This window comes from Cypionkella sinensis (assembly GCF_042646385.1).
GTDB lineage: Bacteria > Pseudomonadota > Alphaproteobacteria > Rhodobacterales > Rhodobacteraceae > Cypionkella > Cypionkella sinensis.
In genome coordinates, this window is the sequence record NZ_JBHRTO010000003.1 from 1 (window position 1) to 14,513 (window position 14,513).

A 14,513-nucleotide genomic window follows, 5' to 3' on the forward strand; every position below is an offset into this window, starting at 1 on the left:
ACAAGTATTGCGATCCACGGTCCGAATGGTGAACCAAGCTCTTGTTATCCGGCGTCTTTCTTTGCCAGATCGCTTGCTCCAGTGCATCGAGCACGAACTGGGTCTTCATCGAAGTCGAGGCACGCCAGCAAAGCATCGCCAGTGATTCCTTCCGGGTCCGCCGCCCAGGCCCGCCACTGCAGGTCGGCCGGGATGGGCGAGGTGTAGCCGTCCTTGGTAAGTTCCAGTTCCTGATCCTGATCATCGATGATCTTGAGGAAGAACATCCAGCACAGCTGGCTGATACGCTGCGCATCGCCATCAACTCCGGTATCCTTGCGCATGATATCTTGAATGGATTTTACGAGGGTGCGGACTGACATGGGCTATGCGGTTTCCTGATAAATGGCAGATTGCAGGTTGTGGACGGCTTGTTCGAACCCGGGTTTCCCCCCGAAAGCGCGGATGAGTTCAACCACACTTCCCATGCCGCTGAAGGGCGCAATCTTGAGGAAGCCCGGGTCGTCGAGGTTCGTCGGCCATGATCACGAGGTCTGCCAACGACACCTCAATCCTTTCGGGGATATCCGCGATCATGATCCACTCGTCCTGATCCCTCGTTCACCAGCCGCGTGCAGCTTCCGGCTCGGAGGACTGCGCCATGAGCCACAAGGCCACCCTCTGGGCAATCGAGCAGCGCGGGCTGAAGCCCACGACCAAGATCGTGCTCTGGCATCTCTGCGACCGCTTCAACCCTGACTTCGGCTGCTTTCCCTCTCAGGCCCGATTGGCCGCAGATTGCGAGATCAGCCGCTCCACCCTGAACGACCATCTCGACCGGCTGGAGACCGCAAAACTGCTGCGGCGCGTACCGCGCGTTGATCCCGTGACCAAGCGGCAGTTGCCGACACGCTACATCCTGGGGTTTGAAGACGGCGGCACACCTCATGATCCCGAGCCATGTCCGGATTCCGGACATGGGGATTGGCCGGTTTCTGGTGATGAGGCTTTCGCCCACGGCACCGACAATCCAGCCGACCCGTCTCCGGAAATCGGACACGGAAATTCACCGAAAGCCGTGTCCGGTTTTTGCCCTGACCCGTGTCCGGAAAATGCCGAAAGCCGTGTCCGAAATCCGGACACTAACCTTGTAAGAGAACCTTTAAGTAAACCTGTAAAGGAGGAGGAGGGCGCGCAAGCGCGCAGTGCGATCTCTGATCAGTTTTTCGGGGAAGTGCTTTTTGCGCTGGGCCTCGATGCCACCGCCCTGCCCGGCTGGTGGCAAGGCTGGCCGCCGCGACTGCACGTCCAGCGCTGGCGCGACGAGCTGGGGCTGACGGAGGCGGAAATCGTCGCCACTGCCGAGGCATCCCGTCAGGATCACCCCGAACCGCCCGATGGGCCGAAGGCGCTGGACCGGGCGATGCAGCGCGCTGCTCAGCGCAAGGTCGAAGCTGCCGGGCAGAACCGTCGCAAGCGCAAATCCGAACCGGCACCGGCGGCAAAGCCAATCACCGACCTCCCCGCCTTCTACGCCAAGATCGTAAACGCGGACGGATACCTTCCCGTCAGCGCCATCAGCAACACCATGCGCGATGCCATGCTGGGCCGGGGGCTGGTTACCGCCGACCGCCTGCGCGAGCGGGGGATCCGGTGAATGGCATGGTGTTACGTCCCCGGCACGGATTGTCCCTCTGCGCAGGCGGCGGAGGCCTTGATCTGGGCCTCATGCTTGCCGAACCCGGTTTCCACACCCGGTGCTTTGTCGAGTGGGAAAAGTGGCCGCGCACCGTCCTCATCGCCGCCCAGCGCGCTGGGTATTTCGCCCCTGCCCCAGTTTGGGACGATCTGCGCAGCTTTGATGCCCGACCCTTCCGCGGTGCGTTCGACATCGTCCTTGCCGGTTACCCCTGCCAGCCGTTCAGTGCCGCTGGAAAGCGCAGCGGTGCCGACGACCCCCGGCACCTCTGGCCGGACGTTGCCCGAGTCATCGGGGAATGCCGCCCCGAATGGGTTTTCCTCGAAAACGTATCCGGTCACGTCACCCTCGGCCTCGAGACCGTCCTGCGAGAGCTTTGGGCATTGGGCTACGCGCCTGCGGCGGGTTTGTTCTCTGCGGCAGAAGTCGGCGCGCCGCACCAGCGGATGCGCATCTTCATCCTGGCCCACACCGATGAGCCTGCATCCCGGCACCGCGAACTACAACCCGGCCGGGAACAGTGACTTCACGCGGAAAGCAGAGGCGCTGGCGCTGGGCATCACCAACTGGTCGACGCCCAAGGCGACGGATGGCGCGAAGGGTGGACCGGGCCAGAGCTATGGTTCGGGAGGGACACCGCCCCTTCCCGCGCAGGCGGCGCAATGGCCAACCCCGGCGGCACAGAACTGGAAGGGATCCAGCGAAGCCAGCGTCACCCGGGCAGACGGCAAATCCCGGATGGATATCCTGCACTATCGGGCAGAGCAGGGCTTCACCCGCCCGGACCCGGCGATCATGCTGGATGGGCAGCGGTCCTGTTCGCATGCCCCGATCTCGCGCCCGCTTTGGGCTTCGATGATTGCCTCGCATGGGCGCGTCGTCTCGCGGCGGATTCTGAAGGGCCGATCGCGGCGGCGGCTGAACCCGCTCTTCGTCGGATGGCTGATGGGTTGGCCCATCGGGCACGCGCTTTGCGCCTGCTCGGCAACGGAGTTCACCCTATGGCAGCAGCACATGCGTGGCGCGCTCTCGCGGCGGCCCATGGCCTCGGGCCCGTGGATCTGGCGACCTACGGACCAGGCCCAGCGCCCGTCACAGATGTCCCTCTTTGAAGGAATGGACCGGTGAGTTTCCAGGGAAGGATTGGCCGTATTGGCGGCACCAAGGTCAAGCGGTCGCTAGGCGTCCAAGCCGCACTGGAGTGGGCATTCCGCGTCGAACAAGCGCAACTGGAACTGCCGCCACCAAGGGACGTGACCGAGGAAGGCTTCGGCTTCGGCCTGGAATACGTCCTGCTGCAACGCGCCATGCTTGGCTGCAAAGTGGATGGCGGACAGCACAAGATGGGCAGCTACACCCATCCCGACGCCGAAGTGATCGCTGCGACTGTAGCAGGTATGCCCAACAGCCTCGGCGGCATCCGCATGGCGATCCAGGTGGCCGAACAGACGCGTGCTGGCATAACGCCAGACTGGATGCCGGGCGTCGTCCCGCGTTGCGTCCCGCTGGAAACCAAGAGCAACCAGCATGGCGAGCGGGCAACAACCATCGTCGTCGGCACCGAGCGGATGAAAACGCGTGGCAAGTGGCGAACGGTCGATGTCCTTGCCTGCCCCGTCACTTGGCGCCCGCATCCGGAACAGATCGCGTCCGCCCGGCGCGGCTATGGCGACTGGTGGCAGGCGCTGGGCTGGGTCCGCGAGGGGCTGATCGCGGGTGGGATGCTGCGAGAGGTCGAGGTGACGGCGGCAATGCCTAAGCCAAGGCCTTGGAATACGCGTTGACTCGTTGCACGATCCTTCGGCCCAGCGTTAGCAATCAGTGGTTTGGCGTCATCACAGGTGAGACCTCGCTTGCCTGACGATCCAGAGCAGAGTAAGAACGAATTAAGAACAAAGCCTTAGCCTTAGGCCATTGATTTCTTGCAGGTGTTCTAGATAATGTGCGCGCAGAATGAGGGCTGACAAGATGCTGACATCGGTAGAACTTTGCGCAGGCGCAGGCGGACAAGCTCTGGGGCTTGAGCAGGCTGGGTTTGCACATACCGCCCTCGTAGAAATCGACAGACACTGCTGCAACACGCTGCGCCACAATCGCCCTGAGTGGAACGTTCTCGAGGAAGATATGCGTATCTTCAAAGACCGTTCTGGTGATTTCAAGGGGATCGACCTCCTTGCTGGCGGCTTACCTTGCCCGCCATTTTCGGTCGCTGGAAAACAACTCGGCGAGTTGGATGAACGGAATCTTTTCAACGATGCCATCGACATAGTTGATGCGACACGTCCGCAGGCTGTGATGATTGAGAACGTGCGCGGGTTCCTGGATGCGGTTTTTCACGACTATCGCGAACGACTGAAGGTACAGCTCAAGAATCTTGGATATGATACCGACTGGCGGTTGCTGAACGCTTCAGACTACGGCGTCCCACAACTGCGCCCGCGCGTGGTGATCGTGGCGGTACAGCAGGCGCGCTCTGAACTGTTCAACTGGCCTGATCCGAATCCTCAAAATCCGCCAACGGTCGGCGCGACGCTGTATGAACTTATGGCCGCGCGCGGATGGAATGGTGCCACCGCTTGGCGGGAGCAAGCCGACGAAATAGCGCCCACAATCGTAGGCGGATCAAAGAAGCATGGTGGTCCAGACCTTGGCCCAACTCGCGCACGGGCGGCTTGGGCAACTCTCGGTGTTGAAGGCCGCACGATTGCTCCCGAAGCGCCGGATCCTTTCCACAGCGGGATGCCACGACTGACGGTGCCCATGGTTGCACGCCTGCAGGGCTTTCCTGATGACTGGCACTTCACGGGGGCTAAGACCAACGCCTACAAGCAGGTTGGCAATGCCTTTCCGCCGCCAGTCGCCCGCGCAGTTGCCACACAAATTTCGAAGGCCCTTAGGCAACGGCAACTTCACGCCATTCGCGCTTAGTCTTCCGAATCCCAAAGGCCTGTGACAGACTTCTGAGAAATATAATTTCTCAGAGGCGTCCTACGCTTGAAGCAAAGCCTTCCCACAAGCATCGTCATCAACGGACACCCGGATTTTCAGCTGCTCTCATCGATTGCAGCGGAGATCATCCAGCGCGCTGGCGGCGCCGCAGCCCTTTCTGAAGGCTTTTCAACCATGCTGCGTCAATGCGTCGATGACGTGATCATGACGCCAAAGACGGGCCGTCGCTCCTATGACGAACTCGAAAAAACCGAGAAAACCTACATCGGAACGCGAGTCGAGATCGAACTTCGGGCAATGCTGAACTTGAAGAAGGGAAAGCTGGATACTGTCATCTTAGGCCACGATGTGGACATCAAGAATACGATGGGAAGCAACTGGATGATCCCGACTGAAGCTGTGGGGCATCCTTGTATCTTGGTGGCTGCCGACGAGGTCCGTGCGCTCTGCTACCTTGGAATTATCGTTGCTCGTCCAGAATATCTTACCGTTGGTCAGAACAAAGATTCAAAGAAGTCGATTTCGGCACTCGGATTTGCGAACATAATTTGGCTATTGAATGCGCATCCGTACCCGCCAAATTTCTGGCGCACTGTGCCTTCTGATGTGATTGATCGCATTTTTGCCGGGAAATCTGGAAATCGCCGGGTCATGGCGCTGTTCCGAGAGGTCCAGCGGGTACCGATCACTCGATCGGTCATCGAGGCCGTAGCACAGCAGCAAGACTTCATGCGCCGCATACGCGCGGACAACGGCAAAGGGACGCGGGACCATCTTGCGCGAGAAGGGGTGCTGCTTTTGTCGGGCCATTACGACGCACCGTTGATAAAGGCGCTGAGCCTACCCTTTTGCAGCGGCAGCGAATTTGTATCGTACAAGCCTCGCGTTCAAGCCGAGGTAGCAATCGCGGCTAAGGCAGGGATACTGCTCGCATGGAACGGATGAGCCTTGGGGTGATTAGTCGGCTGCTCAGAAAGCCCAGAGGTGCGATCTATATTTTTGAAAGCAGCGAGTTTTCACATGGCACTTTTTGACTGGCTGTTCGGCCGCACCCCGAAACCGACCCAACAGAACCAGCCCGAACGCGCCCGAGAGGAGTCTCGGCCCGCCCCCATTGCCCGCGCTCCAGCCAGACCGACATTCGCGCACACTCTCCGTGTGCCAGAGGGCAGTTTCAGGTTTGTTGCGCTGGATGTGGAAACAGCATGCAGTGATGTTGCCAGCATCTGCCAGATCGGCCTGGCCTGCGTCCAACGCGACAATCAGATCCAGACCTTCTCCATGCTGGTCAATCCCGGCACCCGGTTTGACGCGTTCAACATCCAGCTCCACGGCATTGGCCCAGATCATGTGGCGGATGCGCCCCGCTTCCCTGACGCCTTGACCGCTCTGCTGCCCTTGCTGACGCGTCACCACCTCATCCAACACAGCAACTTCGACAAGCAGGCAATGAATGCCGCCTGCGGTTTGTGTGGCATCGACGCCCCTGACTTGCGTTGGAGCGACAGCGTCCAGGTCGCGAGGCGGGCTTGGCCCGAGCTGAAGGGCAATGGCGGACATGGGTTGGCGAACTTGAAGCGCTCGCTAAACCTTCAGTTCCATCACCATGATGCAGGCGAAGACGCCCGCGCCGCCGCATTGGTCGTGCTGCATGCCGAGGTTCACCTTCGACTTCCGTTTGAGGAACTGATCAAACCGGCACCCAAGAAAAGCTACTCAGCAGCCATCACCTTGGAGGGCGATCCCAAAGGTGCGCTAGCAGGTTCAGTGGTGGTCTTCACCGGTGCACTGGGCATGTCCCGAAGCGAAGCAGCTGAGCTTGCTGCCCGCGCCGGTATGTCTGTAAAGGGAGGCGTAACCAAAGAAACAACCCATCTGGTCGTCGGTGACCAAGATTTGAGCGTGCTTGCTGGGCACACCAAAAGTAGTAAGCACCGCAAGGCCGAAGAAATGCACGCTGCTGGCCATCCGATACGGATCCTGGGTGAAACCGAGTTTAAGGGTCTTATCGCGGGCCATCGCATCAAATGAATGCCAAAAAGACAGAGAAAATCCGGACCACGGTTCGCCGAGCGAGCGCCAGCATTATGCTCCTCTGTGGAACCGCGATGGTCGAATTGCGATTTTCCGCTTCCAAGTGCACAGAAGGGAAGATTTTATGAATGCCGTTTTCTACTCAGCGCTTTTGCTGACCATCGCATCGCCAGCTTCTGCCGATTCAGTCCCACGCTATGACGTCGCTGGTTACTGTCAGACTGTTTCTGATGTCAGCGGTGGATCGGCGATGATCTACAATGGCTGCGTTGACATGGAGCAGATTGCCTACAATGGGTTAAAAGCGAGATGGGGCTCTATCCCCAGGCGCGTGCGATCATACTGTGATGAAGTTGGTCGCGTGAGCGGCGGATCCTATTCAATTCTAGAAGGATGCATTGCGATGGAAACGGAGGCAGCGAATGGCACGTCGACCTTCAAATACTGATGTGATTGTTGCAGCAAGCTTTGCCCTCGCCCTTCCGATGTTTGTGGCCTTTGCCTCAATGGCGAAGGCTGACTTCATTGACACCACATGGTCCGTTGTCGGCTATTCTGGCGAGCCTTGGTTTGTCAGCACGACGGACGTGATTGGTCGCACACAGACGTTCAATCGTGGATCAGCCGAGGGCGTTTTCTTCAACTGTGACTTCGCAGGTCTGTCATCCACCTACACAACCTACGAACCTGATGACTTCTTTTCCAATCCAGAATTTGCGCTGTTCAAGACAGAGGAAGATGGGATGCGGCTTTCGGCCGCCAAGATCTTCGTTCACAGAGTGACCTGCGAGGGAAATGGAAACCCACTGCATCGTCAGGTGCTTTATCCATTTGTCACGAACGATGCCCGCAAATCGGCTTGGTACCTTTTTGAAGGCGGCGTCTTTTCGCTCTATGCGCGTTAAGTAGTTGTCTTGGTTACGTCTGGAGCATGTTGCACCGTCCCGCACGTGCGGTCCATGCACTTTGACAATCGTCGTGGCTCCGGGTGGCGCCCCTCTCGGGAACTGTCGCTGCCTACCCCGCCCCCCACGGCATGGTTCCTCCCCGGCCCTAAACGTATGCGGGGGGGCGCAGCGCGGCGTTTCGCTAGCGACAGGCACTTTCACCGGGGAATCCGGCGGAATCCACTTGGTGTACGATCGCAGAAAAAACGACTCGTTATCAAAGGGTTAATTAATCACGATCTTGGCGTGCTGGATTCTTTTGTGGAATCCAGGGAATCCACTTTTCGGAAGCCACCTTGGCCAGAATCTAGCAAGCGGAAGCCACCCTTTTCGATCCATGATGGATTGGCCAAGGCCACCGCTGATCATGGAAGTCAGCTGCCGTTCTGATCCGCCATGACAGCTTGCGCCCCTGCTTCGAACACCAGTTCAGGCAAGACCACCTCCCACTCGTCGCGGCGGAGCAGGTGGTTATACTCTTCGTCCCCATCCTCGCGCCGCCAGTTCAGGATGGCCGCGACCTCACCTCGCAAGAAGGTGGTGCCTTCAGGTGGGGCAAACGCGCGGGACAGGCGGGCAAGGGTTTGGCCTTGGGCGTTGTCGATCCGCCAGCGGTCGCCATCGCGGATAAGTTGAACCGCGTCGCCCGGGCTGGCGGCGGCGATGGCGGCCAGCGACGGGTCGTCCGGCCGCAGACGCCCGGCAAAGGACAAGTCCACCAGCTTGGGATCGGGGGGCACATAACGCAGGCGGGCACGCGGCAGGGCGGCGGTGTCGGGGGTGACTCGGCGGGACAGGACCGCATCGCTTAGGCGGACAAAGGCATGGGGTCCGTCGGTCAGCACGGTCAGCGTGGACCTCGCCCGCGTCATCGCGACATAGAACAGGCGGCGCGGGGCGTCGGAATCCTCGCCGCGCGAGGGGCGATCCCAGCCGCCGTTCAGGATGGCGACATGATCAAATTCCAACCCCTTGGCGCGATGGGCGGTCATCAGAAGCAGACCTCGCTGTTCGCCGCGCACATCCCGCGCCCATTCGCCGACCCATTGCACGATGTCGGGCACCGGGGCGGCCTTTTCCACCAGTTCGCGGGCCAGAGTGCCGATCCCTTCGCCGATCAGGTCGGTCCAGCGCGATTGCGGCTGCGCGTTCAGGATGCCGACCAGATCAGGGATGGTCAGCAGCCGGGTCCGATCCGCCAGCAGGGCACGGATAAAGCCCTGCATCTCGCGCATTCGCCAGAGGTTGAGCGGCTTCTCATTCGCCATATCGATAGGGATGCCAAGCGTTTCGGCATAGGCGCGCACGGGTTCAAGCCGCCGCCAGTCGCGGGCGATCACGGCACAGCGGCGCCAGGACCAATCGGGGTCGAGCTGTGACAGGCGTTGCAGTTCGTCCAGTGCAGCCACCGCCTGCGCGACATCACCGCCCGCATCCAGCAGGCTGACCCGCCCTTGCGACACCGGGTCCAGCGCCGCCCAATCGCCGCCCGGCATCGCCTTGGCGCGGGCGCGGTTCACCGTGATATCGTGACCCGCCTTCATGCGCTGAGCAGCGGGAGCGATCACGGCATTGGCCGCCGCAATGATATGGGCGGAGGAGCGGTAGTTCTCGGTCAGCCAGACCGGTTTGGCGGAGTAATCGGCTTCGAACCTTCGGATGAAGTCGATACTGGCCCCGGCGAAGGCGTAGATGTTCTGATCGTCATCGCCTACGGCAAACAGGCTGATGCGTAGGTCATCCTCCAACGACCGGCCTGCCACCGCGCCAATCAGGGTGTATTCCTCGGGGCCAATATCCTGGTATTCGTCCACCAGAAGCCAGCGATAGCCCTGGATCAGCGTCTCGCGCAGCGCCTCGGCCTCTGCCTTGGTCAGACCATCCCCGCGCAAAAGTGCCACCGCCTGCATGACGATGCCGTCAAAGTCGCGCGGCCCCTCGTGATCGCCCGCAAAGCTCGCCCCCATCAACCGCATCGCCAGCGCGTGACATGTGGACACCGTCACCCCCGCCGCATCATCCCCGATCAGTCGGCGCAGGCGTTCGCGGATCTCGGCGGCAGCATGGCGATTGTAGGTCAGCACCAGAATGCCGCGCGGGTCCTCGCGTTTCACGCGGATGAGGTAAGCGATGCGATGCACCAGCACCCGCGTCTTGCCCGATCCCGGCCCGGCCAGCACAAGCACGTTCGTCTGCTCGCGGTCATCGCGCACGATCTCGGCCTGCACCGGGTTGTCCAGCGCATCGACAATGGTCTTCCACGAGGTGCCTGTGGTCTGCCGCCGGATTTCCGTGCCGCGCCCCGGCAGCCAGCGGCGCAGAAACGCGTCGCGGTCCAGCACGAAGTAATCCTCGGAAAGGCGCTGGGCCTGATCCATCGCCTCCAGCCCCTTTTCGGCATAGGCAGCCATCACATGAGTCTGGATCGTCGTCTCGCTGTAGTGTTCCTCCAGCGGTGCGAAATGCTGCACGGTGAAGGGCCCGCCCTTGGGGTTCAGATGCACCGTAATCGCCGGGCGGAACACCGTCAGGCCCCGACCCAAGGTGGCGACCTGCTGTTCGTGCAGCCACAAAAGCGCGCGGTCCATCAGGCGGGTCATGTCCTTGACCTCGGAACGCAACAACGCGTCACCGTTCAACGCATCCAGCATCGCGCCGAGGGTCGTTTCGACCTGAATGTCCTTGCCGCGTGTGCCCTTGGCGACCTTGCCCGTGAGATGGGTCAAGAGCGCCTGCGCTCCCTGCCGCCGAAGTTCGGCGGTGCGGGCGACGGTGGGCCATGTCCGTTCCAGCCGCACAAAGATCGTGTTCCGGCTTAACTTACGCAGGGTCAGATTGCCCCGCCCGCCGTCCTGATCGCGGCCGTCCTGCGCCATGCTGCGCAGGATCGTCTCCACCAGATCGGGGCGTACCTGCGCATGGCCCTTGTCCCGCAGCGCTTGGCAGGTTTCGGTCAGGTTCAACGGCTGCGCCTCGGCCCCTTCTGCGTCCGGCACCGCCTCTTGCATCAGGGCGATCAAATCGGTTTCCATCCGGGCCGAGTGATCCAGACGGCGGACCGAAGCATCCTCGACCCCGAGATGAACATAGACCGTGATGCCCGTGTCGTTGCTGGCGATGCCCAGCACCTCTAGATCGGCAAAGGCCCGGTGAAGTTCGCGCCCCGGCAAGCCACAGGCCCCAGACAATTCATCCGTCGAAACCCCGGCATCGACAGGCGCATTCATCACATGACGCACAAGGTCCATCAGTTGCGTTCGCCTGACCCCGGTGATCTGCGCCCGGTCCAGGATCGCTGCCGCCTCATCCACCGACCGGATGCGCAGCGATGAGGGGAAGACCTGCACCCGGTTCTCTTCGCGGCTGAGCAGCGTTGCCTCCTCCAGCCAGGCCACGGCAGTTTTCACGCGGGTGTCGTCGGTGGTCTTGTCGCGCTCGAAATCCTGATCCTTCTCCTCGCGCACGATCTCGCCGGAGGTGGCCACCACCTCGCCGGATTTGTGCTTTTCCATCCGGCGCAGCGCCTTCAGGATCGCCCCAATCTCATGCCTTGCCAGACGAGACCGCGCCGACAGCGAGAATTGCCGTTCCACGTCATCAGGGCTGAACAGCAGCACGCAACTGGCGGGGGCGCGGTCGCGGCCTGCACGGCCTGCCTCTTGCAGGTAATTCTCCAGCGACCCCGGAATATCGCCATGCACGACCAGCCGGATGTCGGGCTTGTCGATACCCATGCCAAACGCATTCGTCGCGGCGATCACCCGCAACTGCCCGGTGCGAAACGCCTCCTGCACATCGCGCTTGCGCTCTGGCGGCAGCCCGGCGTGAAAGAAATCTGCAGACAGCCCCTGCCCTTTCAGGAATTCGGCCACCTTTTCCGTGGCCGACCGCGTGGCGCAGTAAACCACGGCTCCAGAGGCTCCTTCGGGCGGCAGGTTGGCCTCGATTGCAGACAGGATATCGGTCAGCTTGGTGGCCTTCTGCGTGGGCAGCACCGCGAAGGACAGGTTGGTCCGCACCGCGCCGCCGTCCAGCAGCATCAGATCGACGCCCAAGCGGGTCTGGAAATGGTCACGGATGTCGCGCACCACCTCGGGCTTGGCCGTGGCGGTCAGGCACAGGACGGGCGCGGGCTCATCGCCCGAGAACTCCTTAATGAAGCGGCTGACATAGCGGTAGTCGGGCCGGAAATCGTGGCCCCATTTGCTGACGCAATGCGCCTCGTCCAAGACCCACAGCCCGACCTCTCGCTGTTGCAGGACCGTGCGGATGGACGGTGATCGCAACTGTTCGGGCGAGATCAGCAGCATCGCCGCATCCCCCATCCGCACCTTTTCCAGCGCGTCATGGCGTTCAGGAAGCGACAGCATTCCGTTCACCGTGACCGCCGCCGATATCCCCGCCCGCGCCAGCCCCTGCACCTGATCGGCCATCAGCGCGACCAGCGGCGAAATCACCACCGTAAGCGCCCCGGTCTTGTCGAACCGCGACAGCGCCGGGATCTGATAGCAGACCGATTTGCCCGTGCCAGTGGGCAGGATGCCCAGCACCGATTTGCCCGCCATCGCCTCCGCCACGATCCTTTCCTGCAAGGGGCGGCCCATGTCATCGACAGGCTGTGGGCGGAAGGACGGAAAGCCGAACCACCGTTCCAGCGCGGCGTTGGGGTTGTTCTTCTCAACGCACCAAGCACAGCGCGGGTCGCCGCAATTGGTGTCGCGAAGGTGCCGCACGATCCGGCCCGCCTGCGGGAACTGCAACCGCACCCAAGGCGGCATGACCGAGTCCCCACCCGCCACCGATATCCACGACAAGGCATAGGCCATCGGCCAGCCGTTGCGCGGATCGGACAGGCGGCCGAGTGTCTGGTCCAGCCGATGATTACAGGCGCGGCCGTCCAGCAGGCGGCGAATGGCGGCATGGGCTACAACCTCACCGGGCGCAGGGCCGCGTAAGGCTTGGAACAGCGCATCGAACCCGGCCGAGGCCTCGCCCTGCGTCGTCAGATGGTGATAGGCCAGCAGGGCATCGGGAGCCTCCTGCCCAAGCCGGGTAAACGCCGCGATCTGGTCTGAGAGCACCTGCAGCGCCAGCCGCGCGTCCTGTTCGGGGTCATTCACATGCCCGACCTGCAGCCGCCCGTCCTGATAATGCTTGACCAGATGGTGATAGGGATTTCGCGGAAAGGCCAAGGGGTTCAGCCAGAGCGTGTCAATCGGCGCCGTCCCCAACTCCCCCAGCCGCGCCCGGTTCGCTACCAAATGCGGCAGGTCGTGCCGCAAGATATTGTGCCCCACCAGATGCGCCGCCCCGTCGCACACCGCATTCAGCCGGTCCAGCGCGGCCTCCAAAGGGCCCCCTTTGTGAACCAGCGCCGCCTCACCCCGCACCGCCGCAAAGGCAAACAGCCGCGCAGACTTTGGATCGACCTCCAGATCAATCGAAACGCAAGTTGCAAGGAAAGGGGCGGGATCAAAGGTCAAACGTCAGGCATCCGAATTCCAAGGCCAACATAGGCTTCCAAGCCATTGATAACCTTGTCACCAGGATTCGATAGCCTGAGATTTCAGCCGCGAGTTGCTCTTCGGTGTTGGCAGGCGCTTCCTGCCGCCCTGCCGTAAGGCGACCACTTCGAACTGCAGACTGCTTCCTTAGGGTGTGCTTGTCAGCATGACCAGCTGTCCGCGCCGCAGGCTGGATCGCCAAACACTAGGCTGGTTGGCCGATGCGATACACCCTGCCCCGAGCATCTTCTTTTGCAGAAACCACCGCCAGCCCGAGTTTCTTGCCCAGCGCGCCCGACATCGCACCACGGGCGCTTTGAGCCTGCCACCCCGTCGCAGCGATAATCTCTGCTATTGTCGCCCCATCGGGCCGCTGCAACATGGCGATCAGCAGCGCCTGCTTTGTGCCCGTGCGCAACGTAGGGTGTTTCACCTCAGGCTGGTCCTTGACACCGCCACGGCTTGCCACACCCACTTTCATCGCCAATGGTTCGATCCCGATGGCAAGCAGCCCCGCATCGGTGACCACCAGCATGGTGCCATGCCCATCGCCAGTTTCGCGCCACAGCGGTTCGCCGCGCCGCAGGTCGGCTTCGACCTCCTGCAGCCAGCCGTGTTCGATCATCTTGGTGACAGCCATCTTCGCCGCCGCCCCGGCAAGCCCCTTGGGCAGCGGCAGGGCGATGTTTTCGGGGCGCTGGGCCCCGGCGCTGAGGATGATAGTCTGGGTGTCTGTCAGTTTGGGCATGGCACTCTCCTATTGATCATGCGTGGCGAGGAAGGCGGCAATGCGCGACATCAGGTCATTGTAGCCGTCGGCATCCGTGCCGATAATCACGTCACCATTGTCGTCGCGGTCCAGATCGGCGATCTCGTACAGCAGGGCGATGGCGGCGTCGCAGGCGGCGAGGCGTTCGGCCTCCCATGCGGCGGTGATCGCGTCCTGTTCGATCTAGTGGCGCTGGGCGGGATCAAGCGGCATGTTCGCCCTCCTTGAAAGCGCCGTCGGTGATCTCGCGCAGCAGGCTGGCGTAGTGGTTCAGGGTGCCAACATCGCCCCAGTTGATCTCATCAGGGTGGGTCTCGAAATGGTCGTCGCTCAGGGCCTTCAGGCGCTCCAGCATCGCGTCGATCTGGAACTTGGTGGTCATGAAGGCGTCGAGGGCCTTGTCATTCTGCGTCACGCGGCGGGTAGTCATGGAATTTCTCCGTGGGTGAGTTGCATAATCTTCGTTCAAACAGCATCGCTCTGTGGCGCCTGTGATTGTAGTTAAATTTAAGCAATATCAGTGATTTGTGATGAACCCGCTCAAATCGACCTCATCTCGATCAGCGCGAGGCTGGTCGTGCTTGGTTGGGCGTTGGAGAGTTCGATCTTCAGGTGGGACATGACACCAGAAG

General features: G+C 61.6%; 13 protein-coding genes and 2 pseudogenes. 10 read left to right on the top strand and 5 right to left on the bottom strand.

The window, feature by feature from the left end; genetic code table 11:
- A pseudogene (locus ACFOGH_RS19695) lies at positions 1–127 on the bottom strand (IS3 family transposase); the annotation flags it as partial.
- 34 nt (positions 128–161) lie between these two features.
- Positions 162–362, bottom strand: a pseudogene (locus ACFOGH_RS19700) (type I restriction-modification system subunit M N-terminal domain-containing protein); the annotation flags it as partial.
- A 278-nt stretch (positions 363–640) separates the two neighbouring features.
- On the opposite strand from ACFOGH_RS19700, the gene ACFOGH_RS19705 reads away from it, so the two are divergent.
- The 9 genes from ACFOGH_RS19705 (at position 641) to ACFOGH_RS19745 (ending at position 7,566) form a co-directional block, all read left to right on the top strand.
- Complete coding sequence (locus tag ACFOGH_RS19705; RefSeq protein ID WP_380074914.1) at positions 641–1,636, top strand: helix-turn-helix domain-containing protein; 996 nt, start codon at positions 641–643, stop codon at positions 1,634–1,636.
- Between the two features lie 71 nt (positions 1,637–1,707).
- Positions 1,708–2,202, top strand: a complete 495-nt coding sequence (locus ACFOGH_RS19710) for a DNA cytosine methyltransferase (protein WP_380074915.1) — start codon at positions 1,708–1,710, stop codon at positions 2,200–2,202.
- A complete protein-coding gene (locus ACFOGH_RS19715; protein ID WP_380074916.1) occupies positions 2,153–2,806 on the top strand; it encodes a DNA methyltransferase in 654 nt (217 codons plus the stop codon). Before ACFOGH_RS19710 ends, ACFOGH_RS19715 begins: the two co-directional genes overlap by 50 nt.
- Complete coding sequence (locus tag ACFOGH_RS19720) at positions 2,803–3,462, top strand: hypothetical protein (protein ID WP_380074917.1); 660 nt, start codon at positions 2,803–2,805, stop codon at positions 3,460–3,462. The genes ACFOGH_RS19715 and ACFOGH_RS19720 overlap by 4 nt, the downstream gene beginning before the upstream one ends.
- 184 nt (positions 3,463–3,646) lie before the next feature.
- Complete coding sequence (locus ACFOGH_RS19725) at positions 3,647–4,606, top strand: DNA cytosine methyltransferase (protein ID WP_380074918.1); 960 nt, start codon at positions 3,647–3,649, stop codon at positions 4,604–4,606.
- A 66-nt stretch (positions 4,607–4,672) separates the two neighbouring features.
- The gene (locus ACFOGH_RS19730; RefSeq protein WP_380074919.1) at positions 4,673–5,572 is read left to right on the top strand and encodes a NaeI family type II restriction endonuclease; all 900 of its coding nucleotides are present in this window, start codon (positions 4,673–4,675) and stop codon (positions 5,570–5,572) included.
- Positions 5,573–5,647: 75 nt separating this feature from the next.
- On the top strand, positions 5,648–6,658 hold the full coding sequence (locus tag ACFOGH_RS19735; RefSeq protein ID WP_380074920.1) for an exonuclease domain-containing protein: 1,011 nt from the start codon (positions 5,648–5,650) through the stop codon (positions 6,656–6,658).
- Positions 6,659–6,785: 127 nt separating this feature from the next.
- Positions 6,786–7,109: a hypothetical protein gene (locus ACFOGH_RS19740; protein ID WP_380074921.1), complete on the top strand. Its 324-nt coding sequence runs from the start codon at positions 6,786–6,788 to the stop codon at positions 7,107–7,109.
- Positions 7,084–7,566, top strand: a complete 483-nt coding sequence (locus ACFOGH_RS19745; protein WP_380074922.1) for a hypothetical protein — start codon at positions 7,084–7,086, stop codon at positions 7,564–7,566. Before ACFOGH_RS19740 ends, ACFOGH_RS19745 begins: the two co-directional genes overlap by 26 nt.
- A 416-nt stretch (positions 7,567–7,982) precedes the next feature.
- On the opposite strand, the gene ACFOGH_RS19750 is transcribed toward ACFOGH_RS19745, so the two are convergent.
- A complete protein-coding gene (locus ACFOGH_RS19750; RefSeq protein ID WP_380074923.1) occupies positions 7,983–13,091 on the bottom strand; it encodes a RecQ family ATP-dependent DNA helicase in 5,109 nt (1,702 codons plus the stop codon).
- 226 nt (positions 13,092–13,317) lie between these two features.
- Positions 13,318–13,860, bottom strand: a complete 543-nt coding sequence (locus ACFOGH_RS19755; RefSeq protein ID WP_380074924.1) for a DUF3489 domain-containing protein — start codon at positions 13,858–13,860, stop codon at positions 13,318–13,320.
- An 18-nt stretch (positions 13,861–13,878) separates the two neighbouring features.
- On the opposite strand from ACFOGH_RS19755, the gene ACFOGH_RS19760 reads away from it, so the two are divergent.
- Entirely contained in the window at positions 13,879–14,109 is a 231-nt protein-coding gene (locus ACFOGH_RS19760) for a hypothetical protein (RefSeq protein ID WP_380074925.1), read from the top strand.
- Here ACFOGH_RS19760 and ACFOGH_RS19765 read toward each other — a convergent pair.
- The gene (locus ACFOGH_RS19765) at positions 14,084–14,311 is read right to left on the bottom strand and encodes a hypothetical protein (RefSeq protein ID WP_380074926.1); all 228 of its coding nucleotides are present in this window, start codon (positions 14,309–14,311) and stop codon (positions 14,084–14,086) included. The genes ACFOGH_RS19760 and ACFOGH_RS19765 overlap by 26 nt on opposite strands.
- Positions 14,312–14,513 lie beyond the last annotated feature (202 nt).

Excerpts from the sequence above, each read along its gene's own strand:
- ACFOGH_RS19745 (WP_380074922.1), top strand. The coding sequence starts at position 7,084 with ATGGCACGTCGACCTTCAAATACTGATGTGATTGTTGCAGCAAGCTTT.
- ACFOGH_RS19760 (WP_380074925.1), top strand. The coding sequence starts at position 13,879 with ATGCGTGGCGAGGAAGGCGGCAATGCGCGACATCAGGTCATTGTAGCC.
- ACFOGH_RS19755 (WP_380074924.1), bottom strand. The coding sequence starts at position 13,860 with ATGCCCAAACTGACAGACACCCAGACTATCATCCTCAGCGCCGGGGCC.
- ACFOGH_RS19725 (WP_380074918.1), top strand. The coding sequence starts at position 3,647 with ATGCTGACATCGGTAGAACTTTGCGCAGGCGCAGGCGGACAAGCTCTG.
- ACFOGH_RS19715 (WP_380074916.1), top strand. The coding sequence starts at position 2,153 with ATGAGCCTGCATCCCGGCACCGCGAACTACAACCCGGCCGGGAACAGT.
- ACFOGH_RS19740 (WP_380074921.1), top strand. The coding sequence starts at position 6,786 with ATGAATGCCGTTTTCTACTCAGCGCTTTTGCTGACCATCGCATCGCCA.
- ACFOGH_RS19710 (WP_380074915.1), top strand. The coding sequence starts at position 1,708 with ATGCTTGCCGAACCCGGTTTCCACACCCGGTGCTTTGTCGAGTGGGAA.
- ACFOGH_RS19765 (WP_380074926.1), bottom strand. The coding sequence starts at position 14,311 with ATGACTACCCGCCGCGTGACGCAGAATGACAAGGCCCTCGACGCCTTC.
- ACFOGH_RS19735 (WP_380074920.1), top strand. The coding sequence starts at position 5,648 with ATGGCACTTTTTGACTGGCTGTTCGGCCGCACCCCGAAACCGACCCAA.
- ACFOGH_RS19705 (WP_380074914.1), top strand. The coding sequence starts at position 641 with ATGAGCCACAAGGCCACCCTCTGGGCAATCGAGCAGCGCGGGCTGAAG.